Source organism: Nocardioides sp. SRI_004 (assembly GCF_057586415.1).
Genome location: NZ_JBYCZV010000008.1, coordinates 232918 through 258661 on the forward strand (window position 1 = coordinate 232918; position 25744 = coordinate 258661).

Below are 25744 nucleotides of genomic sequence, written 5' to 3' on the forward strand. Positions count from 1 at the left end.
GTCGCGCTCCCGGGCGGTCCTGGTCAGTCGTCGGATCCGTCGTGGCCCGAGCCGTCGTGGCCCGAGTCGTCGGTCGCGTCGTCGGTGGCGTCGTCGGACCCGTCGTGGCCCGAGCCGTCGTGGCCGGAGTCGTCGTCGACCTCGGGGGCCTCGGACTCGTCGCCGTGGTGGTCGCCGTCCTCGTCGTGGTCGGCGTCGTCGCCGTGGTGGTCGCCGTGGTCGTCGGCGTCCTCGCCCTGGTCGTCGCCGTCCTCGGCGTGGTCACGGCCGTGGTGGTCGCCGTGGTCGTCGGGACCCTCGTTCTCGTCCTGGTCGTCGGCCTCGTCGGCGTCGTCGGTCTCCGGGTCGTCGGCTTCGGTCTCGTCGGGGGCGTCGGTCTCGTCGGTCTCCTCGGCCTCCGGCGACTCCGACGCGTCGTCGGTCGCGTCGGTCTCCGGGCTGTCGCTCGTGGAGTCCTCGACGACGCTCTGGTCCTGGTCGTCGGAGCCGCCGGCCGCGCTCACGGCGTAGGCACCGCCGAGCGTGGCGAGCACGATCGCGAACGCCGCCGCGGCGGCGCGGTAGGGGGTGAGCTTGCGCATGGTGTCCTCCCTCGTGGCGACCCGTTGTCGCCGTACACACCTTCATGACGCCGGGCCGGGCGGGTGTTACGCGGCTGATCGAAGATTTCCCGCCGTTGGCGCCCGTCGATAGGATCGGACGCTGTGCCACGTCTCGACGGCGGTGGCCGCACCCCATTGACATCTGCATCGAAGAAGGCTGACGCATGGCAACGACGAACGACCTCAAGAACGGCATGGTGCTCAACCTGGAGGGCCAGCTCTGGCAGGTGGTCGAGTTCCAGCACGTGAAGCCCGGCAAGGGCCCGGCCTTCGTCCGCACCAAGCTCAAGCACGTCGAGTCGGGCAAGAACGTCGACAAGACCTTCAACGCCGGCACCAAGGTCGAGACCGCCACGGTCGACCGCCGCTCGTTCCAGTACCTCTACAACGACGGCACGAACTTCGTCTTCATGGACGTCCAGACCTACGACCAGATCGAGGTCACCCCGGAGATCGTCGGCTCCGCCGCCGGCTTCCTCCTGGAGAACCAGGACGTCGTGATCGCCACCAACGAGGGCCGCGTCCTCTTCATCGAGATGCCGGCCTCGGTCGAGCTCCTCGTCTCCTACACCGAGCCGGGCGTCGTCGGCGACTCCGCCACGGGCCGCACCAAGCCGGCCACGCTCGAGACCGGCGCCGAGATCCAGGTCCCGCTGTTCATCGAGCAGGGCGAGAAGATCAAGGTCGACACCCGCGAGGGCGGCTCGTACCTCTCCCGTGTGAAGGGCTGAGTGGCCACCCTGATGGGAGCCCGCACCAAGGCCCGCAAGCGTGCCCTCGACGTCCTGTACGCCGCCGACCTGCGCGGCGAGACGGGCGTCGAGGCGCTCGCGCGCGTCGTCGCCGAGGGCGAGGCGCCGAGCAACCCCTACACCCGCACGCTCATCGAGGGCGTGACGGAGCGGCGGGAGCGGATCGACGAGGTCCTCACCGAGTTCTCCACCGGCTGGAGCCTCGCCCGCATGCCCGCGGTCGACCGCAACGTGCTGCGGATCGGGGTCTGGGAGATGCTCTGGGCCGACGACGTGCCGGACACGGTCGCGGTGACCGAGGCGATGGCCCTGGTCCAGGAGCTGTCGACCGACGAGTCGCCGACCTTCGTCAACGGGGTCCTCGGCGCCATCCAGAGGAGCAAGTCCACGCTCGTCTGAGCGATGCCTGATGCTGGCCGCCGGCTTGCCCGATGTGCCAATCTGGCGACATGTCTCAGCCTGATGAGGTGGATGTCGTCGTCATCGGACTCGGGCCGGGGGGCGAGCACGTCGCCGCCTCGCTGGCCCGGGCCGGGCTCTCCGTGGTCGGGGTCGACCGCCGTCTCGTCGGAGGCGAGTGTCCCTACTTCGGGTGCGTCCCGTCGAAGATGATGATCCGCGCGGCCGACGCGCTCGCCGAGGCCCGGCGCGTGCCCGCGCTCGGCGGGAGCACCGAGGTCACCGCGGACTGGACCCCCGTCGCGGACCGGATCCGCGACGAGGCGACCGACGACTGGGACGACACGGTCGCGGTCAAGCGGCTCGAGGATGCCGGTGCCCGGTTCCTGCGCGGCACCGGCCGGCTCGCCGGTCCCGGCCGGGTCGTGGTCACGACCGACGACGGCGACGTCGAGCTGACGGTACGACGCGGGGTGGTGCTCAACACCGGAACGGAGCCCGCGGTCCCGCCGATCGACGGGCTGGCCGACACGCCGTACTGGACCAACCGCGACGCGGTCCGCCTCCGTGAGCTGCCGACCAGCCTGGTCGTCCTGGGCGGGGGAGCGATCGGCTGCGAGCTGGCCCAGGCGTTCTCGCGGTTCGGCGTCGAGGTGACCGTCGTCGAGGCCTTCGAGCGGATCCTCGGACCCGAGGAGCCGGAGGCGAGCGCCGTGGTCGCCTCCGCCCTGGAGGCCGAGGGGATCTCCGTGCGCGCCGGCGTCGGGGTCAGCTCCGTGCGCCACGACGGTGCGTTCGCGATCGGCCTCGCGGACGGTACGACGCTCGCGGCCCAGGCCCTGCTGGTGGCCGCCGGTCGTCGTACCAACCTGGGGGACGTGGGCCTCGACACCGTCGGCGGCGACCCGTCGGCCCGGGCGATCGACGTCGACGAGCGGATGCGGGTGGCCGGCGTCGACGGCCTGTGGGCGATCGGCGACATCACGGGCAAGGGTGCGTTCACGCACATGTCGATGTACCAGGCCAACGTGGCGATCCGGGACCTGACCGGGGAGGACGGCCCGTGGGCCGACTATCGCGCGGTGTCCCGGGCGACCTTCACCGATCCGGAGGTCGGCTCGGTCGGGATGACCGAGAAGCAGGCGCGTGACGCCGGCCTCAACGTCGGGGTCGGCATCTCGAAGCTGCAGGAGTCGAGCCGTGGCTGGCTGCACAAGGTCGGCAACGAGGGCGTGATCAAGGTGGTCGCCGACCTCGACCGTGACGTGCTCGTGGGCGCGACCGCCGTCGGACCCTCGGGCGGGGAGATCATCGGGATGCTGGTCACCGCGATCCACGCGGAGGTGCCGCTGGCGACCCTGCGCGGGATGCACTTCGCCTACCCGACCTTCCACCGGGCGATCGAGACGGCGCTGGGCGACATCTCCTGACATGACCGGATGAGACGACGGGCTGTGCACGGCACGCCCGTCGACGGCCGGGCGCCGGGGTAGTTTGGTCGGGACTGACTGCCTATCTCGGAGGTTCTCGTGAGTCAGACCGATGTCGACCCTGCCCAGCCGGAGCCCGATCCGCAGAACACCTCGGACCGCCTCTACACCACCACGGAGCTGGAGGCCTTCAGCGAGCAGCAGCTCGAGGCCGCTCGGGCCGGGGCACCGGTGGATCCGCTGACGGACCCGATCCCGCACGCCGGGCCGATCGGCGAGCACACGGCGATGCGACCCGATCCGGGTGCCCGCCCGACGGCGCCACCACCGACGGCCGCGCCACCGACCGGCCCGCCGCCGTCGTACCGGCCTGCTCCGCCGAGCGCCCCGCCGAGCGCCCCGCCTGCCGCGGCTCCCGCGCCGCCCGCGCCCGCCCACGTCGAGCCGCGGCGCTTCATGAGCGCCACCGACTTCCTCGACCGTCGCGACAACGACAAGCAACCCGGTCCGGCGACGTGGGGATGGCGGGGCCGGGTACGCCGCTGGTCGGGTGGCCTGGTCAAGCCGGCCATGGGCGCGAAGGAGCGGGCCTGGGAGGCCGACCGGGCGCTCATCCAGAAGGACTTCGACGGCCCGCGCACGATCGCGTTCGTGAACCCGAAGGGCGGCGCGGCCAAGACGACCGGCGTGCTCGCCGCCGGCTACACCTTCGGCACCGTGCGCGGCGGCGGCGTGATCGGCTGGGACAACAACGAGACGCGCGGGACCCTCGGCATCCGCGGTGCCCGGAGCGCCCACCGCAACACGACCCGTGAGCTGCTCGAGGACGTCGAGCGGTTCAAGGACGTCTACCAGTCGCGCATCGGCGACCTCGGTGCCTTCGTCCGCTCGCAGGGCGACGCGCACTTCGACGTCCTGGCCTCGGACGAGCGTCCCGACGTCACCGGCGTCATCCACGCGAAGGACTTCGCGGAGGTGCACGCGCTGCTGGAGCGGTTCTACCGGATCATCCTGGTGGACACCGGCAACAACCTGAGGGCCGAGAACTGGCTGGCCGCGGCCGAGGCGGCCGACCTCCTGGTCGTCACCAGCACCGTGCGCGAGGACACCGGCTACAGCGGGCTGTGGATGCTCGACGCCCTCCAGGACGCCGGCTACGAGAACCTCAAGTACAAGACGGTGACGGTGCTCTCCGACCCCAGCCCCAAGGTCGACGAGGGCCTCGCGCGCGACCTGACCCAGGTCTACGAGCAGCGCACCCGCGGCGTCTACCGGGTGCCCTACGACCCGGCGCTCGTGTCCGGGTCGGTGGTCCCGTACGGCGAGCTGTCGGCGGCCACCCGACGGGCGTGGCTGCGGGCGTGTGCGGGGATGGCCGCCGCGTTGTAGATGCGCGACGATCGGCCCATGTCGGACGAGACCGCCCTGCGAATGATCCACCTGTCGGGACAGGGCAACGAGGTGAGCGTGGTCGTCACCGGGCGCTTCGGCGCCGGCGTGCCCGAGCACCACGACCACCTGTCCGCCCAGCTGGTCGTGGATGCAGGCGTGTTTCGGCTGCACGCCGAGGACGTCGTCACCCGGGGAGACCTCGACGAGTGGTCGCGGTGCCTGGATGCCCTGTCGATCGGCGACGAGGCGACCTGGCGTGACACCGGTCGGACGATCGTCCTGACCGTCGCACCTGACGACGGCGGCGCGATCGTGACGATCCTCGACGAGCCGGGGTCGGGCGCGCAGCTCGTCGTCCCGGTGCAGCTGGCCGACGGGTGGGTCCTCGAGCAGGCCGGGCACCTGCGGGCCGTCCTGGACGCCTATCCCGCGGAGACCGTCGAGACGAGTCCGGGCGTCTGGACGTGGGCGCGGCCTTCATGACGGGGCCCGGCAGGTCCGCCGGGCGCACGACCATGGATCCATGGATGACCGGATCGTCGCGCGGCGGCCGGGTAGTGCAGGAGTACGGCCGTGCGGGCTGCAAGGAGCCCGCCGCGCGAGACTGAAGGGGGTCCCACGATGGGTCTCGACGACAAGATCAGCAACGCCGCCGAGGAGAAGACGGGCAAGCTCAAGGAGTCGGTCGGCAAGGCCACCGACGACGAGGACCTGGAAGCCGAAGGCAAGGGCGACCAGCTCAAGGGCAACCTCAAGCAGGCGGGCGAGAAGGTGAAGGACGCCTTCAAGTGACCGCTTGACGAGGGCATGCGCGAAGGGGCTCCAGGGACACGGGGCCCCTTCGTCCTGCCCGGGCCGTCCCGCCCCGTTGGTACGACGCCCGACCGGGTACCGGGGCCACCATGACCACCTTCGGCTACACCTTGATGACCGAGCAGAGCGGGCCGCGCGAGCTGGTCACCTACGCCCAGGCGGCCGAGGACAAGGGCTTCGAGTTCGCGGTCTGCAGCGACCACTACTCGCCATGGCTGGTGGAGCAGGGGCACGCGCCGTACGCGTGGACCGTCCTCGGGGCCGTGGCCCAGGCGACGACCGACCTCGACCTGATGACCTACGTGACCTGCCCGACGATGCGCTACCACCCCGCCGTCGTCGCCCAGAAGGCCGCGACCCTGGCGGTGCTCTCGGGCAACCGCTTCACCCTCGGCGTGGGCAGCGGCGAGAGCCTGAACGAGCACGTCGTCGGCGCCGGGTGGCCCGGTGTGGAGACGCGCCTGGAGATGCTGGCCGAGGCGATCGACGTGATCCGCTCGCTGCACACCGGTGAGCTGGTCGACCACAAGGGGGAGTACTTCGAGGTCGAGTCGGCCCGCGTCTGGGACCTCCCGGACAAGCCGGTCGAGATCGGGGTCGCCGTCGGGGGACCGCGCGCCATCGAGGCGCTCGCCGAGAGCGCCGACCACCTGGTCGCCGTCGAGCCGGACGCCGCGCTCGTGCAGCAGTGGAACCAGACCGACGGTGCGCCGCAGGTCGGCCGGGCCGCCCGGGCCATCGGGCAGGTCCCGATCTGCTGGGCGCCCGACCGCGACGAGGCGGTGAAGCTCGCCCACGAGCAGTTCCGCTGGTTCGGCGGGGGCTGGGGTGTGAACGCCGACCTGCCGACCCCCGCCGGCTTCGAGGCGGCGAGCCAGTTCGTGCGCGCCGAGGACGTCGCGGACAAGATCCCGTGCGGACCCGACCTCGACGCGATCGCCGAGGCGGTGCTGGCGTTCCCGGAGGCAGGCTTCACCGACGTGGCGCTCGTCCAGGTCGGCGACCGGTTCCAGCAGCGGTTCCTGGACGAGGCGGCCGGGCCGCTGCTGGAGCGCCTGCGATCGGCCTGACCGCGCGCCGGCGTGGTCCGCGGCACACCGGACCCGGTTCGGCCGGAAGGGCCTCCAACCGCTAGGGTGGAGCCCGTTCAGACATCCTTTAAGGAGCCGTCCCGTGAGGCGGAGAAGGAGGTCAGGCACACTGATGCCTACCCACGACCAGGCCCCCGCTCAGGGGCGCGTCGTCCTCGACGCCGGCGACATCAGCCGGGCGTTGGTCCGCATTTCCCACGAGATCCTCGAGCGCAACAAGGGCGCCGAGGATCTTCTGCTTCTCGGCCTGCACACCCGCGGGGTGCCGCTGGCCCACCGGATCGCCGCGAACATCGCGACCGTCGAAGGTACGACGGTCGCGACCGGCTCGCTCGACGTCACGATGTACCGCGACGACCTGCGCTCGCACCCCACGCGTGCCCCGCACCGCACCGAGCTGCCCGCCGGTGGCATCGACGGCAAGACCGTCGTGCTCGTCGACGACGTGCTCTACTCCGGGCGCACCATCCGCGCCGCGCTCGACGCCCTCTCGGACCTGGGCCGGCCCGCCGTCGTACGGCTGGCCGTGCTGGTCGACCGCGGCCACCGCGAGCTCCCGATCCGCGCCGACCACGTCGGCAAGAACCTGCCCACGGCGCGCAGCGAGCGCGTCAGCCTGCGCCTGAGCGAGATCGACGGGGAGGACGAGGTGACCATCCAGTGAACCGGCACCTGCTGAGCATCGACGACCTGGAGGTCGCCGACATCCACCAGATCTTCACCACCGCCGCGGAGATGCACGACGTGCAGAGGCGCGAGGTGAAGAAGCTGCCCGCGCTGCGCGGGCGGACGGTGATCAACCTCTTCTTCGAGGACTCCACCCGCACCCGGTCGAGCTTCGAGATCGCCGGCAAGTGGCTCTCCGCCGACGTGATCAACCTGTCGGCCAAGGGGAGCAGCACGAGCAAGGGCGAGTCGCTGCGCGACACGGCGCTGACCGTGACGGCCATGGGCATCGACGGCCTGGTCGTGCGCCACTCCGCCAGCGGCGCCGCCGAGCAGATCAGCCGCTGGGTCGACGTCCCCGTCATCAACGCCGGCGACGGCACCCACGAGCACCCGACGCAGGCGCTGCTCGACGGCTACGCCCTGACGCGCAAGCTCGGCACCCTCGAGGGCAAGCACGTCGCGATCGTCGGCGACGTCACGCACAGCCGGGTGTTCCGCAGCAACGTCAAGAGCCTGGTCAAGCTCGGCGCGAGCGTCACCGTGGTGGCTCCGCCGACGCTGATGCCGGCCGGTGTGGGGGACTGGTCGAAGGAGGCCGGCTTCGCGACGTCGTACGACCTGGACGCGGTGCTGCCCGAGGTCGACGCGGTGATGATGCTGCGCGTGCAGCGCGAGCGGATGAGCGGCGGCTTCTTCCCCACGGCCCGCGAGTACACCATCGGCTACGGCCTCACCCGCGACCGCCTCGCGCTCCTGAAGCCCGGCACGCCGATCCTGCACCCCGGTCCGATGAACCGCGGCCTCGAGATCTCCCCGGACGCCGCCGACGCCGCCGACAGCCTGGTCCTCGACCAGGTGTCCTCGGGCGTCGCGGTCCGGATGTCCGTCCTCTACCACCTGCTCGCCGGCGAGGAGACTTCTGCATGAGCACCTTGATCAAGGGCGCCACCCTGCCCGACGGTACGACGGCCGACGTCCTCGTCGCCGACCGCGTGATCGCCGAGATCGGCTCGGTCTCGACGAAGGCGGAGCGGACCATCGACGCCGACGGCCTGCGCCTGCTGCCGGGCCTCGTCGACCTGCACACGCACCTGCGCGAGCCGGGTCGTGAGGACGCCGAGACGGTGCTGACCGGCTCCCGCGCCGCGGCCGTCGGAGGCTTCACCGCGGTCCTCGCCATGGCCAACACCAACCCCGTCACCGACACCGCGGAGGCCGCCGAGCGGGTCCTCGACCTCGGCCGCGCGGCCGGCCTGGTCGACGTCCAGCCGGTCGGCGCGGTCACCAAGGGGCTGGCGGGCGAGGAGCTCGCCGAGCTCGGGCTGATGGCCCGCAGCCGCGCGAAGGTCCGCGTCTTCTCCGACGACGGCAAGTGCGTCCACGACGCGCGGGTCATGCGCCGGACGCTGGAGTACGTCAAGGCGTTCGGTGGTGTGGTCAGCCAGCACAGCCAGGACCCGGCGCTCGCCGGCCCGACCGCCTGCTGCCACGAGGGCGAGCTCTCCGGACGCCTCGGCCTGCCCGGCTGGCCCGGGATCGCCGAGGAGGTCATCGTCGCCCGCGACGTGATGCTCGCCCGGCACACCGGCAGCCGCGTCCACGTCGCCCACGTCTCGACCGCCGGCAGCGTCGAGGTGGTCCGGTGGGCCAAGGCGCAGGGGATCGACGTGACCGCGGAGGTCACGCCGCACCACCTGCTGCTCACCACCGACCTGCTCAGCAGCTACGACCCGACCTTCAAGGTCAACCCGCCGCTGCGCCCGGCCGAGGACGTCGAGGCGCTGCGCGCCGCGCTCGCCGACGGCACGATCGACGCGGTCGCCACCGACCACGCGCCACACGCACGACACGACAAGGAGCACGCCTTCGTCGACGCGGCGTTCGGCATGCTCGGGCTGGAGACGGCGCTGTCCGTCATCACCACCGTGATGGTCGAGAGCGGCCAGCTCGACTGGGCCGGCGTGGCCCGCGCGATGAGCGAGAGCCCGGCGCGCATCGCCGGCCTGGAGGGCCACGGTCGCCCGATCGCCGTCGGCGAGCCCGCCAACCTGACCCTCGTCGACCCCGCCGCCCAGGTGGTGGTCGACCGCGCGGCCAGCGTCTCGCTGAGCCGCAACAACCCCTGGCACGACCGCAAGCTCACCGGACGGGTGGTCGCCACGCTGCTGCGCGGCACGCCCACGGTGCTGGAAGGAGCCCTCGCATGACCGCCCCAGCCCAACCCGCCCTCCTCGTCCTCGAGGACGGCCGCACGTTCCACGGTGAGGCCTACGGTGCCGCCGGCGAGACCTTCGGCGAGGCGGTCTTCAACACCGGCATGACCGGCTACCAGGAGACGCTCACCGACCCGTCGTACCACCGCCAGGTGGTCGTGATGACCGCCCCGCACGTCGGCAACACCGGCATGAACGACGAGGACCCCGAGTCGAAGCGGATCTGGGTCGCCGGGTACGTCGTCCGCGACCCTGCGCGCGTCCCGAGCAACTGGCGCTCCCAGCGCTCGCTCGACGACGAGCTGAGGGCCCAGGGCGTGGTGGGGATCTCCGGCATCGACACCCGTGCCCTGACCCGCCACCTGCGCGAGAGCGGCGCCATGCGCGTCGGGATCTCCACGGTCGAGACCGACCCGGTGAAGCTGCTGGAGAAGGTCAAGGCGTCCGCCGAGATGACCGGCGCCAACCTCTCCGAGGCGGTCTCCACCAGCGAGACCTATGTCGTCGAGGCCCAGGGCGAGAAGCGGTTCACCGTCGCCGCCCTCGACCTCGGCATCAAGGACATGACCCCCTACCGGATGAGCGAGCGGGGCATCGAGGTGCACGTGCTGCCCGCCACGGCGTCGATCGACGACGTGCTGGCCGTGCAGCCCGACGGCCTGTTCTTCTCCAACGGTCCCGGCGACCCGGCCGCGACGACCGGCCAGGTCGAGCTGCTCCAGGAGGCGCTGGGCCGCGACCTGCCGTACTTCGGCATCTGCTTCGGCAACCAGCTCTTCGGCCGTGCGCTCGGCTTCGGCACCTACAAGCTGAAGTACGGCCACCGGGGCATCAACCAGCCGGTGATGGACCTGACCACCCGCAAGGTGGAGGTCACCGCGCACAACCACGGCTTCGCCGTCGACGCCCCGCGCGACACGGCGACCGAGACGCCGTACGGCGTCGCGACGGTCAGCCACGTGTGCCTGAACGACGACGTCGTCGAGGGCCTCGAGCTCCGCGACGGCTCCGGTGCGCTCAAGAGCTTCTCCGTCCAGTACCACCCCGAGGCCGCCGCCGGCCCGCACGACGCGGCGTACCTCTTCGACCGGTTCGTGCAGCTTCTGGAGGAGAAGGCCTGATGCCGAAGCGTGAAGACATCAAGTCGGTCCTGGTCATCGGCTCCGGGCCGATCGTCATCGGCCAGGCGTGCGAGTTCGACTACTCGGGCACCCAGGCCTGCCGGGTGCTCAAGGAGGAGGGCCTGCGGGTCATCCTGATCAACTCCAACCCGGCGACGATCATGACCGACCCGGAGTTCGCCGACGCGACCTACGTCGAGCCGATCACCCCGGAGTTCGTCGAGAAGGTCATCGCCAAGGAGCGCCCCGACGCGATCCTGCCGACCCTCGGTGGCCAGACCGCGCTCAACGCCGCCATCGCGGCGCACGAGAGCGGCGTCCTGGAGAAGTACGGCGTCGAGATGATCGGCGCCAGCTTCGAGGCCATCCACCGCGGCGAGAACCGCGAGCTGTTCAACGCGATCGTCGAGAAGGTGGGCGGCGAGGTCGCCCGCAGCTTCGTGTGCCACTCGATGGAGGAGGTCGAGAAGGCCGCCGGCGAGCTGGGCTTCCCGATCGTCGTACGCCCGTCCTTCACGATGGGCGGCCTCGGCTCCGGCATCGCCTACGACGAGGCCGACATGCACCGCATCGCCGGCGCCGGCCTGTCCGCCAGCCCCACCACCGAGGTGCTGATCGAGGAGTCGATCCTCGGGTGGAAGGAGTACGAGCTGGAGGTGATGCGCGACAAGGCCGACAACGTCGTCATCATCTGCTCGATCGAGAACTTCGACCCGATGGGCGTGCACACCGGTGACTCGATCACCGTCGCCCCGGCGATGACCCTCACCGACCGCGAGTACCAGCACCTGCGCGACCTGGCGATCGGCATCATCCGCGAGGTCGGCGTCGACACCGGCGGCTGCAACATCCAGTACGCCGTCAACCCCGCCGACGGCCGGGTCATCGTCATCGAGATGAACCCCCGCGTCTCGCGGTCCTCGGCGCTGGCCTCGAAGGCGACCGGCTTCCCGATCGCCAAAATCGCCGCCAAGGTGGCCGTCGGCTACACGCTCGACGAGATCCCCAACGACATCACGAAGGAGACCCCGGCCTCCTTCGAGCCCACGCTCGACTACGTGGTCGTCAAGGTGCCGCGGTTCGCGTTCGAGAAGTTCCCGACCGCCGACCCGACGCTCACCACCCACATGAAGTCGGTCGGCGAGGCGATGGCCATCGGCCGCAACTTCACCGAGGCGCTCAACAAGGCGCTGCGCTCGCTGGAGAACAAGTCCGCGCCCTTCCACTGGACCGGCGAGCCCGGCGACAAGGACGCACTCCTCGAGGAGATCAAGGTCCCGCACGACGGCCGCCTGCAGAAGCTGATGCAGGCCATCCGGGCCGGCGCCACGCAGGAGGAGATCCACGACGCCACGAAGATCGACCCGTGGTTCGTCGACCAGGTCTTCATGATCGACGAGATCGCCCAGAAGGTGGGCGCGTCGGAACTGCTGGACGCCGGCGCCCTGCGCCTGGCCAAGCGGCACGGCTTCTCCGACGCCCAGATCGCGGGCATCCGCGGCCTGAAGGAGTCCGAGGTCCGGATCGCCCGGCAGACGCTCGGCGTGCGCCCGGTCTACAAGACCGTGGACACCTGCGCTGCCGAGTTCGCGGCGGCCACGCCGTACTACTACTCGTCGTACGACGAGGAGACCGAGGTCCAGCCGCGCGCCGAGGGCAAGGAGGCCGTGATCATCCTCGGCTCCGGTCCCAACCGGATCGGCCAGGGCATCGAGTTCGACTACTCGTGCGTGCACGCCTCGCTCGCGCTGGCCGAGGCCGGCTACGAGACGATCATGGTCAACTGCAACCCCGAGACGGTCTCGACCGACTACGACACCTCGGACCGGCTCTACTTCGAGCCGCTGACCCTCGAGGACGTCCTCGAGATCTACGAGGCGGAGAAGGCCGCGGGCCCGATCGCCGGGGTCATCGCGACCCTCGGCGGCCAGACGCCGCTCGGTCTCGCGCAGGGCCTCGAGGACGCCGGGGTCCCGATCGCCGGTACGACGCCCGAGGCGATCGAACTCGCCGAGGAGCGCGGCGCGTTCGGCCGGGTCCTGGCCGACGCCGGCCTCGTCGCGCCGAAGCACGGCACCGCCGTCTCCTTCGAGGACGCGCAGGCGATCGCGCACACCATCGGCTACCCGGTGCTCGTGCGGCCGTCGTACGTCCTCGGCGGGCGTGGCATGCAGATCGTCTACAGCGACGCCGCGCTGAAGTCCTACATCGAGGCCGCGACCGAGATCAGCCCGGACCGCCCGGTCCTGGTCGACCGCTTCATCGACGACGCGGTCGAGATCGACGTCGACGCCCTGTACGACGGCACGGACCTCTTCCTCGGCGGCGTGATGGAGCACATCGAGGAGGCCGGCATCCACTCCGGCGACTCGTCGTGCGCCCTGCCGCCGATCACGCTCGGCGACGCCGAGATCACCCGGATCCGCGAGGCCACGACGGCCATCGCGGAGGGGGTCGGGGTCCGCGGCCTGATCAACATCCAGTTCGCGCTCGGGGCGGACGTCCTCTACGTGATCGAGGCCAACCCGCGCGCGTCGCGGACGGTCCCGTTCGTGTCCAAGGCGACCGGCACCCAGCTCGCGAAGGCCGCGGCCCGGGTGATGCTGGGCGAGTCCATCGCCGAGCTCCGCGCCGCGGGCGCGCTGCCCGCCGAGGGCGACGGCGGCACGCTGCCGGCCGACGCCCCGATCGCGGTCAAGGAGGCGGTGCTGCCGTTCAACCGGTTCCGCACCAAGGAGGGCAGCTTCGTCGACACGGTCCTCGGGCCCGAGATGAAGTCGACCGGCGAGGTGATGGGCTTCGACGCCGACTTCGGCACCGCCTTCAGCAAGTCGCAGGCCGCGGCGTACGGCTCGCTCCCGACCGAGGGCAAGGTCTTCATCTCGATCGCGAACCGCGACAAGCGGACGATGATCTTCCCGGCCCGGGTCCTCGCGGACTACGGCTTCGAGATCCTCGCGACCCAGGGCACGGCCGAGGTGCTGCGCCGCAACGGCATCCAGGCCACCGTGGTGCGCAAGCACTTCGAGGGCAAGGGACCGAACGGGGAGCCGACGGTCGTCGACATGATCCTCGGCGGCGAGATCGACCTGATCGTCAACACCCCGCACGGCTCGACCGGTGGCGGCGACTCGCGCATCGACGGCTACGAGATCCGCTCGTCGGCCGTGCTGACCGGCACGCCGTGCATCACCACCGTTCAGGGCCTGGCCGCGGCGGTGCAGGGCATCGCGGCGATCCGCGCCGGCTCGATCGGCGTGCGGTCGCTGCAGGAGTGGCACGCGCAGTGACCCTGTACGACAAGGTCTTCGAGACCTGCCTGGTCCGGATGGACGCCGAGAAGGCGCACCACCTGACCTACGACGCCCTCAAGGCCGGGGGACCGGTGCTCACCCGGGCCCGGATCCCCGGCCGGGCGCCGGTCGAGGCGATGGGCCTCACCTTCCCCAACCGGCTCGGGCTCGCGCCCGGCTTCGACAAGACCGCCGAGGTCTACGACCGGATGGGCGCCTTCGGCTTCGGGCACGTCGAGATCGGCACGGTCACCGCGCTGCCCCAGCCCGGCAACCCGAAGCCGCGGCTGTTCCGGCTCCCCGAGGACCGGGCGGTCGTCAACCGGATGGGCTTCAACAACGACGGCGCCGAGACCGTCGCGCGCCGGCTGGCCGGGCGCAGGCGCAAGCCCGGCGGACTCGTCCTCGGCGTCAACATCGGCAAGTCGAAGGTCGTCCCCGACGACGACCAGGCGGCTGTCGAGGCCGACTACGAGACCTCGACCCGCCTGCTCGCCCCGCACGCCGACTACCTCGTCGTCAACGTCAGCTCCCCGAACACCCCCGGCCTGCGCAACCTGCAGGCCGTCGAGAAGCTCGCCCCGCTGCTCGCCCACGTGCGTCGTACGACGGACGAGTCGGTCACCGACCGCCGGGTGCCCCTGCTGGTGAAGATCGCGCCGGACCTGTCCGACGAGGACGTGCTGGCGGTCGCCGACATGGCGCTCGACCTCGGCCTGTCCGGGGTCATCGCCACCAACACCACCATCTCCCGCGACCGCCTGCGCTCCGACCCCGCGAAGGTCGAGGCGTGCGGCGCCGGCGGCCTCTCCGGCGCACCGCTGCGTGAGCGCTCGACGGAGGTCGTGCGGCTGCTGCGCGGACGCGTCGGCGACCGGCTCACGCTCATCGGGGTCGGCGGCATCAGCACGCCCGCCGACGCGAGGGAGCGGATCGACGCGGGTGCGGACCTGGTGCAGGTCTACAGCGGCCTGATCTACGGTGGCCCGGGCTGGCCCAAGCAGGTCCTCAAGGCCCTGCGCTAGCCGCACGAGACAAGGAGCACCATGGCGTTCGGCGACTACCAGATCGAGCTCTACCTCGGCGCGCTCGGCGGCGTGCTGCCGGCCCACCCCTTCGACTACGCCGAGCTCGAGCGCAACGCGCTGGCCGCGCTGCCGCCCGAGCTGCGCACGTACGTCGCCGGGGGCGCCGGAGACGAGACCACGCAGCGCGCCAACGTGGAGGCCTTCGGCCGCTACGCCCTCGTGCCGCGGATGTTCCGCGCGAGCCCGGAGCGGGACCTGTCGGTGGAGCTGTTCGGCCGCACGCTCGCCAGCCCGCTGCTGCTGGCGCCCGTCGGCGTCGTCGGGCTCTGCACGCCCGACCAGCACGGGGACGTGCACGCGGCAGAGGTGGCGGCGGCGACCGGCGTACCCCTCATCGGCTCGACGCTGATGAGCGACCCGCTCGAGGAGGTCGCCGCCGCGGCCGGCGACGCGGGCACGTGGTTCCAGCTCTACACGCCCAAGAACCGCGAGCTCGCGGCCAGCCTCGTCAGCCGCGCGGAGAAGGCCGGCTACGAGGCCATCGTCATCACGCTCGACACCTGGGTGCCGGGCTGGCGGCCCCGCGACCTCGCGTCGGGCAACTTCCCACAGCTGCGCGGCAAGGCGCTCGCCAACTACACCTCCGACCCCGTCTTCCGGGAGATGACCGGGCCGGACCCCGACCCCGGCACGGTCGTGATGACCTGGGTCGGCACCTTCGGCCACCCGGTGACCTGGGACGACCTGCCCTGGCTGCGCTCGCTCACCGACCTGCCGATCCTCGTCAAGGGCGTCTGCCACCCTGACGACGCCCGGCGCGCCCTCGACGAGGGCGTCAACGGCATCTACTGCTCCAACCACGGCGGTCGTCAGGCCAACGGCGGGGGAGCGGCCCTCGAGTGGCTGCCCGGTGTCGTCGAGGCGGTCGACGGGCGCGGCCCGGTCGTCTTCGACTCGGGCGTGCGCACGGGCGCCGACGTCGTCAAGGCACTCGCGCTCGGCGCCGACGCGGTCGCCATCGGCCGCCCCTACGTGTACGCCCTCGCCCTCGGCGGCGTGCCCGGCGCGATCCACCAGGTCCGCGCCCTGCAGGCCGAGGCCGACCTCGTCATGGCCGTCGACGGCTACCCGACCATCGCCGACCTCACCCCCGACGCACTGCGAAGGATTCCCTGATGACGTTTGGTGCCCGTTTCGCCGCCGCCCTCGCCGACCGCGGCCAGTTCTGCGTGGGCATCGACCCGCACAGCGCGCTCCTCCACGACTGGGGCTACGACGACGACGTCGCCGGGCTCGAGAGGTTCGCCCTGGGTGCGGTGGAGGCCGTGGCGCCGTACTGCAGCGTCGTGAAGCCCCAGTCGGCCTTCTACGAGCGCTTCGGCAGCAAGGGCATCGCCGTCCTGGAGCGGGTCATCGCGGACTCCCGCGCGGCGGGCGCGCTGGTGCTGCTGGACGTGAAGCGCGGCGACATCGGCTCGACGTCGCAGGCCTACGCCGACGCCTACCTCGACCCGTCCTCGCCGCTCGCCTCCGACGCGATCACCATCAGCCCCTATCTCGGCTTCGGCTCGCTGTTGCCCTTCGTCGACACCGCGCGCCGGTACGACGCCGGCCTGTTCGTGCTCGCCGCGACCTCCAACAAGGAGGGGCCGGAGGTGCAGGAGGCCGTCACGTCGGAGGAGTTCGGCGGGCGCACCGTCGCGTCGGCGATGCTCGACCACCTGCGCGAGCTGAACTCCGGCGCCACGCCGCTGGGCTCCTTCGGGGCGGTCGTGGGCGCCACGATCGACGGCAGCGGGCTCGACTTCGACCTCAACGGCCCGATCCTCGCGCCGGGCTACGGCGAGCAGGGCGGCACGAGCAGCGACATCCTGCGCATCTTCGGCGCCAGCGCCCGCAACGTCGCCGCGAGCTCCTCGCGGGGCGTGCTGCGACTCGGCCCCGACCCGGTGGCGATGCGTGACGCCGTGCTCCGCGCCAACGACGAGCTCCGGACGCTGCTCGGGTGAGGCCGCTGTCCCGAGGGGACCTGCCGCTGCTCGCCGTGGCGGTGGCGGCGGTGACCCTCACGGGCGTCCTGCTGCTCGACCGCGGCGATGACGACGACGCGTACGACTCCTACTGCTCGGCGGTCGAGGAGCACCGCTCCGAGCTGGGCTCGGCGCTCGACGCGGGCAAGGAGACCGGACTGCTGCGTGCCCTTCCCGCGTTCGAGGACCTGGCGGCGAAGGCGCCGGAGGACATCCGCGACGAGTGGCGGATCGTCATCGACCGGGTCCGCGAGCTGCAGGCCGCCCTCGACACGGCTGGGGTCGATGCGGCGTCGTACGACTTCGCCAAGCCGCCGGCGGACCTGGCCGCCGACGACCGCAAGGCGATCGAGGCCGCTGCGACGCGCCTGGGCTCCGCCGACACCGCCGCTGCGCTGGCCGGCGTCGAGCAGCAGGCACGCGACGTCTGCAAGAGCCCGCTGTCCCTCTGAGGCCGTCCGGGCAGCCGGGACCGAGGGCCCGCATTGCCCCGCGAGAACGGGAATGGCTAGATTGACCGGCGATGGCACCTTCCTGCGCAGCACCGCGCAGCCCGAAGCCGCCGACACACGTCTCGAACACCGAAGGACTCCGACCTCGTGGCCCTGCCTCCCCTGACTCCCGAACAGCGCCAGGCCGCCCTGGAGAAGGCGGCCGCCGCACGACGTGAGCGGGCCGAGGTGAAGAACCGGTTGAAGAACTCGGGCGCCTCGATCAGCGAGGTCCTCCAGCAGGGCCAGGTCAACGAGGTCATCGGCAAGATGAAGGTGCTCGACCTGCTGCAGTCCGTGCCCGGCCTCGGCAAGGTCCGGGCCCGCCAGGTCATGGAGCGCCTCGGCATCGCCGAGTCGCGACGCGTGCGGGGGCTCGGGACCAAGCAGGTCGCCGCCCTGGAGCGCGAGTTCTCGACCGACGCATGACGGCACAACTGTTCGTCCTCGCCGGACCCACCGCGGTCGGCAAGGGCACGGTCGCTGCGGCCATGCGCGAGCAGCACCCCGAGATCTACCTGTCCGTCTCCGCGACGACCCGCGAGCCGCGTCCCGGCGAGGTGGACGGCGTCCACTACCACTTCGTGTCGGTCGAGGAGTTCGACCGCCTCGTCGCCGACGGGCAGATGCTGGAGTGGGCCGTGGTCCACGGCGTCAACCGCTACGGCACGCCGCGCGGCCCCGTCGAGCAGGCGCTCGCCGAGGGCCGGCCCGCGCTGCTGGAGATCGATCTGCAGGGCGCGCGGCAGGTCCGCGAGTCGAAGCCCGACGCGGTGTTCGTCTTCCTGAAGCCCCCGTCCTGGGAGGAGCTCGTGCGCCGGCTCGTCGGCCGCGGCACCGAGGGCGAGGAGGAACGGGAGCGTCGGCTGGCCACCGCGCGCGAGGAGCTCGCGGCCGAGGCGGAGTTCGACGTGACGATCGTCAACCGCGAAGTTCATGCTGCCGTCGAGGAGTTGGTATCCTTGATGGTTGATCCGTCCACCGACTTGTGAGGACCTCTGTGTCTGCCCCAAACATCGACGCCGTGGGTGTCACCAACCCGCCGATCGACGACCTGCTGTCCAAGACCGACAGCAAGTACAAGCTGGTCCTCTACAGCGCCAAGCGCGCCCGGCAGATCAACGCCTACTACTCGCAGCTCGGCGAGGGCCTGCTCGAGTACGTCGGTCCGCTCGTGGAGACCCACGTCCAGGAGAAGCCCCTCTCGATCGCGCTGCGCGAGATCAACGAGGACCTGCTGACCTGCGAGGACATCGACCCGGCCGAGCTCGCTGCCGAGCAGGCTGCTGCGGCTGCCACGGCGCCGGCCCCGGTCGCCGACGCCGAGTGATCTGACGGCCTCCATGTCATCGGCTGGGCCCCGGCCCCGGGTGGTGCTCGGCGTCTCGGGTGGCATCGCCGCCTACAAGGCCTGTGAGCTGCTGCGTCGGTTCACGGAGTCCGGTCACGACGTGACCGTCGTACCGACGGCCGCGGCGCTGGAGTTCGTGGGTGCCCCGACGTGGGCCGCCCTGTCGGGCAAGCCGGTCTCGGCCGAAGTGTGGACGGGCGTGCACGAGGTGCCGCACGTCCGCCTCGGCCAGACGGCCGACCTGGTGGTCGTCGCCCCGGCGACCGCCGACCTCCTGGCGAAGGCAGCGCACGGCCTGGCCGACGACCTGCTGACCAACACGCTGCTCACCGCGCGCTGCCCGGTCGTGCTCGCCCCGGCGATGCACACCGAGATGTGGGAGCACCCCGCCACCACGGCGAACGTCGCGACGCTGCGCTCGCGCGGTGTCCTGGTCATCGAGCCGGCCGAGGGCCGGCTCACCGGCGCCGACACCGGCAAGGGCCGGCTGCCCGACCCGGAGGAGATCTTCGAGGTCGCCCGCGACGTGCTGGGCCGCTCGACGTCGGCCACGCCGGGCGGTCCCGCGGACCTCGCCGGGCGCCATGTCGTCGTCTCCGCGGGCGGGACCCGCGAGCGGCTCGACCCCGTCCGCTTCCTCGGCAACCGCTCCTCGGGCCGCCAGGGCTACGCCCTGGCCCGTGCCGCGGCAGCTCGGGGCGCCGAGGTCACGCTGGTGGCCGCCAACGTGGCGCTGACCGACCCGGCCGGCGTCAAGGTGGTCCACGTCGAGTCGACCGCCGAGCTGCGCGACGCCGTGCTGTCGGCGGCCGCGACCGCCGACGCGGTCGTGATGGCCGCCGCCCCGGCCGACTTCCGGCCCACGGCGCAGTCGGAGACCAAGATCAAGAAGGCCGACGACGGATCGGCACCTTCGATCACGCTGCAACAGAATCCCGACATCCTCAAGGAGATCTCCACGCACCGGGTCCACCCGGGCGCGGTGATCGTGGGATTCGCCGCCGAGACCGGCGACGCGACGGGCAGCGTGCTCGATCTGGCCCGGGCCAAGCTGGCCCGCAAGGGCTGTGACCTGCTGGTCGTCAACGACGTCAGCGGGGGAGCGGTCTTCGGGAGCACCGACAACGAAGCGGTGATCCTGGGCGCCGACGGGTCCGCGGTCGACGTACCGCACGGCTCGAAGTCGGCGCTCGCACACCTCATCTGGGACCAGGTGGTCGCCCGCCTGGCCCCGTCGTCCCCGCAGTACACGTCCTGAGACGTTCGGGCATCACCCTTGCCTGTCCGTATCGTTGGAACACAGTTCACCCCCGCCCCCCATCAGGAGTTCTCACCACTATGACCGGACGTCTGTTCACGTCGGAGTCCGTGACCGAGGGTCACCCGGACAAGATCGCCGACCAGATCAGCGACACCGTGCTCGACTACCTGCTCGAGCACGACCCGAAGAGCCGTGTGGCCGTCGAGACGCTGCTGACCACCGGGCTGGTCGTCGTTGCCGGCGAGGTGACCACCGAGGCCTACGCCCCGGTCGCCCAGCTCGTGCGCGAGAAGATCCTCGAGATCGGCTACGACTCCTCCGACAAGGGCTTCGACGGCAACTCCTGCGGCGTCCAGGTCGCGATCGGTGCGCAGTCGCCGGACATCGCGCAGGGCGTCGACACCGCCGAGGACGTCCGCCTCGGCGGCTCGTCCGACGAGCTCGACAAGCAGGGCGCGGGCGACCAGGGCCTGATGTTCGGCTACGCCTGCGACGACACCCCGGAGCTGTTCCCGCTCCCGATCAAGATCGCGCAGACGCTCGCCGAGAAGCTCACCGAGGTGCGCAAGGACGGGACGCTGCCCTACCTGCGCCCCGACGGCAAGACCCAGGTCACCATCGAGTACGACGAGGACGACCGCGCCGTCCGGGTCGACACCGTCGTGCTGTCCACGCAGCACGCCGAGGACGTCACCCAGGAGCAGATCGCGGCCGACATCACCGCCAAGGTGATCGAGCCGGTCCTCGAGCAGTTCAAGACGAGCGTCCCGTTCGACGGCTACAAGCTGCACATCAACCCGACCGGCAAGTTCGTCGTCGGTGGCCCGATGGGTGACGCCGGCCTGACCGGCCGCAAGATCATCGTCGACACCTACGGAGGCATGGCCCGCCACGGGGGCGGCGCGTTCTCCGGCAAGGACCCGTCGAAGGTCGACCGCTCCGCCGCCTACGCCATGCGCTGGGTCGCGAAGAACATCGTCGCCGCGGGCCTCGCCCGTCGCGCCGAGGTCCAGGTCGCCTACGCCATCGGTGTCGCCAAGCCCGTCGGTGTCTTCGTGGAGACCTTCGGCACGGGCGTCGTCCCGGACGAGAAGATCCAGGAGGCCGTGCTCGAGGTCTTCGACCTGCGCCCGGCCGCGATCCTGCGCGACCTCGACCTGCGTCGCCCGATCTACGCCAAGACGGCGGCGTACGGTCACTTCGGCCGCGAGCTCCCCGAGTTCACCTGGGAGCGGACCGACCGCGCCGACGCGCTGAAGGCTGCCGCCGGCGTCTGACCCGCCCGGCTCCTCGCCGCCCGTCGTCCCTCCGGGGACGGCGGGCGGTGCCGGTTTTCGGGGTCCGCGGGACCCGGCGGCGTCGAGCGTGGAACGATGCGCTCGACCTGTTGCTTCTCGGGGAGGGAAACCCGTGCGCCGCGTGCTCGCCCTGGCCTGTGCCGCCTTCGTCTCCAGCGCCGTGCTGGGGGCCGTCCCCGCGCCGCTGGCCGTCGCCGGTCCCGATGACGGCGAGGCCGTCCTCCGGGCCGACGCCGACGGCCCGCTGCGTATCCGCCGCGAAGGCGGTGTCGCCACCTTCGTCGGTACGCCGGCCGGCACCGAGATCGACAACCCGGCCGTCGGTCGCGGCACCAGCGTCTCCGCCGCCGCGCGGGCCCACCTCGCCCGCTACGGCGACGCGATCGGCGCCGACCGGGCAGGGACCCGACTGGTGGAGCACGGTCGCTCGGCCGCGGCGGCCGGCACCTCGGTCGTGCGCTACCAGCAGGAGGTCGACGGCCTGCCGGTGCTCGGCGGCGACGTCGTCGTCACGCTCGACAAGGACCACGACCTGGCCTCGCTGGACGCCAACCTGTCGGACGCCGCCTCCGTCGGCTCGGCCACGGTCACCGAGGACGCCGCCCGCACGACGGCGCTCGGCACCGTCGGCCGGAGCCGCGTGAAGGGTGCGACCGCGGAGGACCTCGGTCGGTGGGTGCTCGACCCCGCGACCCTCCCGGTGCCCACGATCACCGGCGCCCGCAGCGCGTGGCGCTTCGAGGTGCGGGCCGGAGACGGCGTACGACGGATGGTGCTCGTCGACGACCGCAGCGGTGTCGTGCTGCTGGACGTCGACCTGATCCAGGAGGCCGACCGGGTGGTCTGCGACCAGGGCGGCGTAGCGGTCGCCGACCCCGTGGTGTGCACGGGTGGTTATGCGCGGACCGAGTTGTCGCCGGCGTCGAGCGTGCCCGACGTCGAGGCGGCATTCGACAACGCCGGTCTGGTCTCCGAGTTCTACACGCAATTCGGCACACCGGCGATGCAGGACCTGACAAACCTCATCGGCTACGACGCCGGCTCGGGCAAGAAGCTGGCAGCTACGGTACGAATCTGCGTCACCGGCGAGACCTGTCCCTACGACAACGCCTACTGGAACGGCCAGGCGATGTTCTACGGCGCGGGCTACCCGCAGGCAGACGACATCGTCGGCCACGAGATGACGCACGGCGTGATCGAGCGGATCCCGGGACTCATCTACTACGACCAGTCGGGCGCGATCAACGAGTCGCTGGCCGACATCATCGGCGAGATCATCGACCACCGGAACGGCGCTGACGACGACTCCGCCTTCGACCTCGGCGAAGACCTGCCCGGTGAGCCGTTCCGAAGCATGAAGGATCCGGGTATCCACCACGACCCCGACCGCGTCACCTCGGCTGACTGGTATCCCGGTGAGGCTGACTCCGGCGGAGTGCACTGGAACTCCGGCGTCGGCAACAAGGCGTTCTACTTGATCTCACAAGGCACGCCCGGCACCACTTTCAACGGCCAGGCCATCAGCGGGATCGATGCCGGTGACGTGGGGCTTGCGAAGTCGGCCCGGCTCTGGACCCAGGTCATCGCGACCATCCCCTCCTTCGCTCGGTACGACGACCTCGCCGGTGTCCTCGAGCAGGCCTGCGCCACTCTGCAGACCGGGGGCCAGCTCAACGACGCCGACTGCACCAACGTCCACAAGGCGGTGCTCGCGACGGAGATGACCAAGCGGCCGGTGGCCGACCCGGTCCGTCAGGCGTCACGGAGCTGCCCCAGCGGCACGGTGAAGAAGGTGCTACTCAGCCCGGCCTCGGAACAGGCACAGGCGGGCTTCACTGCACCGTCCGGTGGGTGGACGCGTCTTCCTGCGGCCGCTGTCCTGCCGAACGCATATTCCGGCGACACCGCGTGGTACGCCGAGGACGGCTTCACCGGCGAGGACGGCCCGATGGCCGCCAAGTCGCTGCAGCTGACGAGTCCCGTGGCGCTGCCGACCGGACAGAAGTCCTACCTGGCCTTCCGTCACTGGCATGCGTTTGAGTACTCCACCGACTACTCCGACTGGTCGTCGCACTACTGGGACGGAGGCACCGTGGAGCTGGCGCGCGTCGGCCTCGGGACGACGTCGTTGTCGAGCAGAACCTGGGCTTACGGGCCGACACGGGAGCTCGAGCCGGAAAACGGCGGCATCAAGGCATTCGCCGGCATCAGCAAGGACTGGTACGGGAGTCGCGTCGAGCTCACTCCCTTCGCCGGCCAGCGGGTAATGCCTCGCTTCACGATGCGGTACGACCAGTACCTGGGTGCCCCCGGCTGGTATCTCGACGACATCGAGATCTACACCTGTGCCGTCATCGCCGCTCCGTCGAAGGTGGTGGCCAGCGGCACCCCGTACGTCGGGCGTCGCCTCACCGCGCTGCGGGGCACCTGGTCGCCGAGCGGGATCACCTTCCGCTACCAGTGGCTGCGCGACGGGCGGGCGATCTCCGGTGCCACGGCGAGCACCTACGTGGTCCGGCGCACCGACAAGGGACACCGGATCGCGGTCCGGATCACGGGAAGCAGGACCGGCTACACGTCGGTCGCGCGTACGTCGGCGAGCCGGTCGGTCACCCGCTGACCGGCCGGCCTGTGCACGGGCCGACCGGTGATCGGGCCCCGCTGGTAGAACTGCGCCCATGACGCCCACCCCCGACGAGCCGGCACTCGACCTGCCCGGCCTCGTCCGGGACCGGGCGGCCGAGGGGCGGGTCAAGGCGGCGGCAACGCGTGCCCGGAAGGCGACCGAGGCCGAGATCGCCGAGGTCGACCCGGTCGCGCGGGTCGTGCTGGAGCTGCCGCTCGCCCACCTGGACCGGCCCTTCGACTACGCCGTGCCGGTCGCGATGGCCGACGGCGCGGTGCCCGGCGCCCGGGTCAAGGTGCGCTTCGGCGGCCAGGACGTCGACGGCTTCGTCGTCGCCCGCTCGGCCGCGTCCGAGCACGAGGGCCGGCTGGCCCCGTTGCGCCGGCTGGTCAGCCCGGAGCCGGTGCTCAGCCCGGCGGTGGCGGCGCTCTGCGAGCAGGTCGCCCGGAGGTACGCCGGCGTCAGCGCCGACGTCCGCCGGCTGGCCGTGCCGCCGCGGCACGCGACGACCGAGAAGGCCCCCTCGCCACCCGAGCCGCCCCTGCCGGCCGACGGGGGCGGGTGCGAGGAGGCCTGGGCGGCCTACCCGGCGGCGAGCGCGTTCATCGCCCACCTCCGCAACGGGCAGGCGCCGCGTGCGGTGTGGGGGACCGGCCCGGGGGAGGACTGGCCCGTGTTGCTGGCCCACCTGGCGGCCGTCGCGCTCGCGGCCGGCCGCGGCACGATCCTCTGCCTGCCCGACCATCGCGACGTCGCCCGCGTCGACGCCGCCCTGACCGAGCTGCTCGGCGACGGGCACCACGTCACCCTCCAGGCCGAGCCGGGCCCGGCCGCGCGCTACCGCGACTTCCTCGCCGTCAGCCGCGGCACCCGCCGGATCGTCGTCGGCACCCGGTCGGCCGCGTTCGCCCCGGTCCGCGACCTGGGGCTGGTGGTGGTCTGGGACGACGGCGACGAACTGCACGCGGAGCCACGGGCGCCGTACCCGCACACCCGGGAGGTGCTCCTGCTCCGCTCCGAGCTCGAGGGCGCGGCAGCCCTGGTCGGCGGGTTCGCCCGGACCGTCGAGGCCGACCAGCTGCTGCGCGCGGGCTGGGCGCACGAGATCGCGCTGCCCCGTGACGCCGTGCGCGACCGAGTCCTCGTCGGGATCACCGGCGCGAGCGACCACGCGCTGGCCCGCGATCCGTTCGCCTCGACCGCGCGGATGCCGCGCGAGGTGTTCGACGCGATCCGGTGGGGCCTCGAGCGCGGCCCGGTGCTCGTGCAGACGCCGCGGGTCGGGTACGCCCTCAAGCTGGCCTGCGAGCGGTGCCGGACGCCCGCCCGGTGCTCGGCGTGCTCGGGGCCGCTGGAGCTGACCGGCCCGACGTCGCCGCCCCGCTGCCGCTGGTGCGCGACCGAGGCGCCGGACTGGTCCTGCGCCGAGTGCGGCGCCACCGGCCTGCGAGCGCCGGTCCTGGGCGACGCCCGCACGGCCGACGAGCTGGGCCGCACCTTCCCGTCCGTGCCGGTGATCGCGTCCTCCGGCGACCGCATCCGGGCGAGCGTCGACGCGCGGGCACGGATCGTGGTCGCCACGCCGGGAGCGGAGCCGGTCGCGGAGGGTGGCTACGCGGTCGTCGTACTGCTCGACACGTGGTGGGCGCTCGGCCGCGACAGCATGCGGGCGCAGGAGGAGGCGCTGCGGCGTTGGTGCAACGCCGTCGGCCTGGTCCGGCCCGGTGGGAGGGCGCTGGCCGTCGGCGACCCGGCGCTGGCCGCGCTGCAGGCGCTCGTGCGCTGGGACCCGGCCGGCTTCGCGACCCGCGAGGCCGAGGACCGCTGGGCGCCTGGGCACCCGTCTGGTCGCATTCGCCGCGCGCGCGTTGCTGGCGAGCGGGT

Annotated in this window: 24 protein-coding genes; 23 read left to right on the top strand and 1 reads right to left on the bottom strand. The window is 71.9% G+C overall.

Going from position 1 to position 25744, the window contains the following annotated elements; genetic code table 11:
* Positions 1 to 23 precede the first annotated feature (23 nt).
* Positions 24 to 581: a hypothetical protein gene (locus AC2YHB_RS13530; protein ID WP_179651599.1), complete on the bottom strand. Its 558-nt coding sequence runs from the start codon at positions 579 to 581 to the stop codon at positions 24 to 26.
* A 185-nt stretch (positions 582 to 766) separates the two neighbouring features.
* Between AC2YHB_RS13530 and efp the strand changes: the two genes are divergently transcribed.
* From efp to AC2YHB_RS13645, 23 genes are all read left to right on the top strand, one after another.
* Positions 767 to 1333 (top strand): elongation factor P, encoded by a 567-nt coding sequence (efp, locus tag AC2YHB_RS13535; protein ID WP_036545015.1) that lies wholly within the window; start codon positions 767 to 769, stop codon positions 1331 to 1333.
* Positions 1334 to 1753, top strand: coding sequence for a transcription antitermination factor NusB (gene nusB / locus AC2YHB_RS13540; RefSeq protein ID WP_308645694.1), 420 nt, complete (start codon positions 1334 to 1336; stop codon positions 1751 to 1753).
* Positions 1754 to 1803: 50 nt separating this feature from the next.
* Positions 1804 to 3183, top strand: coding sequence for a dihydrolipoyl dehydrogenase family protein (locus AC2YHB_RS13545; RefSeq protein WP_179651598.1), 1380 nt, complete (start codon positions 1804 to 1806; stop codon positions 3181 to 3183).
* Between the two features lie 99 nt (positions 3184 to 3282).
* Positions 3283 to 4572, top strand: a complete 1290-nt coding sequence (locus AC2YHB_RS13550) for a MinD/ParA family ATP-binding protein (protein WP_051932222.1) — start codon at positions 3283 to 3285, stop codon at positions 4570 to 4572.
* Positions 4573 to 4590: 18 nt separating this feature from the next.
* The gene (locus tag AC2YHB_RS13555) at positions 4591 to 5058 is read left to right on the top strand and encodes a DUF5959 family protein (protein ID WP_487354122.1); all 468 of its coding nucleotides are present in this window, start codon (positions 4591 to 4593) and stop codon (positions 5056 to 5058) included.
* 138 nt (positions 5059 to 5196) lie between these two features.
* Entirely contained in the window at positions 5197 to 5367 is a 171-nt protein-coding gene (locus tag AC2YHB_RS13560; protein WP_036545021.1) for a CsbD family protein, read from the top strand.
* Positions 5368 to 5477: 110 nt separating this feature from the next.
* A complete protein-coding gene (locus AC2YHB_RS13565) occupies positions 5478 to 6458 on the top strand; it encodes a TIGR03557 family F420-dependent LLM class oxidoreductase (protein WP_487354123.1) in 981 nt (326 codons plus the stop codon).
* A gap of 133 nt (positions 6459 to 6591) precedes the next feature.
* Positions 6592 to 7143, top strand: a complete 552-nt coding sequence (gene pyrR / locus AC2YHB_RS13570; protein WP_036545025.1) for a bifunctional pyr operon transcriptional regulator/uracil phosphoribosyltransferase PyrR — start codon at positions 6592 to 6594, stop codon at positions 7141 to 7143.
* On the top strand, positions 7140 to 8075 hold the full coding sequence (locus AC2YHB_RS13575; RefSeq protein WP_487354124.1) for an aspartate carbamoyltransferase catalytic subunit: 936 nt from the start codon (positions 7140 to 7142) through the stop codon (positions 8073 to 8075). The genes pyrR and AC2YHB_RS13575 overlap by 4 nt, the downstream gene beginning before the upstream one ends.
* Complete coding sequence (locus AC2YHB_RS13580) at positions 8072 to 9355, top strand: dihydroorotase (RefSeq protein ID WP_487354125.1); 1284 nt, start codon at positions 8072 to 8074, stop codon at positions 9353 to 9355. The genes AC2YHB_RS13575 and AC2YHB_RS13580 overlap by 4 nt, the downstream gene beginning before the upstream one ends.
* Positions 9352 to 10482 (top strand): glutamine-hydrolyzing carbamoyl-phosphate synthase small subunit, encoded by a 1131-nt coding sequence (carA, locus tag AC2YHB_RS13585; RefSeq protein WP_487354126.1) that lies wholly within the window; start codon positions 9352 to 9354, stop codon positions 10480 to 10482. Before AC2YHB_RS13580 ends, carA begins: the two co-directional genes overlap by 4 nt.
* Complete coding sequence (gene carB, locus AC2YHB_RS13590) at positions 10482 to 13772, top strand: carbamoyl-phosphate synthase large subunit (protein WP_487354127.1); 3291 nt, start codon at positions 10482 to 10484, stop codon at positions 13770 to 13772. The genes carA and carB overlap by 1 nt, the downstream gene beginning before the upstream one ends.
* Positions 13769 to 14800 (top strand): quinone-dependent dihydroorotate dehydrogenase, encoded by a 1032-nt coding sequence (locus AC2YHB_RS13595; protein WP_308645693.1) that lies wholly within the window; start codon positions 13769 to 13771, stop codon positions 14798 to 14800. Before carB ends, AC2YHB_RS13595 begins: the two co-directional genes overlap by 4 nt.
* 21 nt (positions 14801 to 14821) lie before the next feature.
* The gene (locus tag AC2YHB_RS13600) at positions 14822 to 15979 is read left to right on the top strand and encodes an alpha-hydroxy-acid oxidizing protein (RefSeq protein ID WP_487354128.1); all 1158 of its coding nucleotides are present in this window, start codon (positions 14822 to 14824) and stop codon (positions 15977 to 15979) included.
* Positions 15979 to 16812, top strand: a complete 834-nt coding sequence (gene pyrF, locus AC2YHB_RS13605; RefSeq protein WP_207005906.1) for an orotidine-5'-phosphate decarboxylase — start codon at positions 15979 to 15981, stop codon at positions 16810 to 16812. The genes AC2YHB_RS13600 and pyrF overlap by 1 nt, the downstream gene beginning before the upstream one ends.
* Positions 16809 to 17285: a hypothetical protein gene (locus AC2YHB_RS13610; protein ID WP_179651581.1), complete on the top strand. Its 477-nt coding sequence runs from the start codon at positions 16809 to 16811 to the stop codon at positions 17283 to 17285. The genes pyrF and AC2YHB_RS13610 overlap by 4 nt, the downstream gene beginning before the upstream one ends.
* Positions 17286 to 17432: 147 nt before the next feature.
* Positions 17433 to 17753: an integration host factor, actinobacterial type gene (mihF, locus tag AC2YHB_RS13615; RefSeq protein WP_036545044.1), complete on the top strand. Its 321-nt coding sequence runs from the start codon at positions 17433 to 17435 to the stop codon at positions 17751 to 17753.
* The gene (gmk, locus tag AC2YHB_RS13620) at positions 17750 to 18316 is read left to right on the top strand and encodes a guanylate kinase (protein ID WP_036545045.1); all 567 of its coding nucleotides are present in this window, start codon (positions 17750 to 17752) and stop codon (positions 18314 to 18316) included. Before mihF ends, gmk begins: the two co-directional genes overlap by 4 nt.
* Before the next feature lie 8 nt (positions 18317 to 18324).
* A complete protein-coding gene (gene rpoZ / locus AC2YHB_RS13625; protein ID WP_036545047.1) occupies positions 18325 to 18654 on the top strand; it encodes a DNA-directed RNA polymerase subunit omega in 330 nt (109 codons plus the stop codon).
* 13 nt (positions 18655 to 18667) lie between these two features.
* Positions 18668 to 19933: a bifunctional phosphopantothenoylcysteine decarboxylase/phosphopantothenate--cysteine ligase CoaBC gene (gene coaBC / locus AC2YHB_RS13630; protein WP_207005905.1), complete on the top strand. Its 1266-nt coding sequence runs from the start codon at positions 18668 to 18670 to the stop codon at positions 19931 to 19933.
* Between the two features lie 80 nt (positions 19934 to 20013).
* Complete coding sequence (gene metK, locus AC2YHB_RS13635; RefSeq protein ID WP_036545049.1) at positions 20014 to 21213, top strand: methionine adenosyltransferase; 1200 nt, start codon at positions 20014 to 20016, stop codon at positions 21211 to 21213.
* A 133-nt stretch (positions 21214 to 21346) separates the two neighbouring features.
* Positions 21347 to 23854: a M4 family metallopeptidase gene (locus AC2YHB_RS13640; RefSeq protein WP_487354129.1), complete on the top strand. Its 2508-nt coding sequence runs from the start codon at positions 21347 to 21349 to the stop codon at positions 23852 to 23854.
* A 58-nt stretch (positions 23855 to 23912) separates the two neighbouring features.
* The coding region (locus AC2YHB_RS13645) for a primosomal protein N' family DNA-binding protein (protein WP_487354130.1) at positions 23913 to 25744 on the top strand (1832 nt) is incomplete at its 3' end.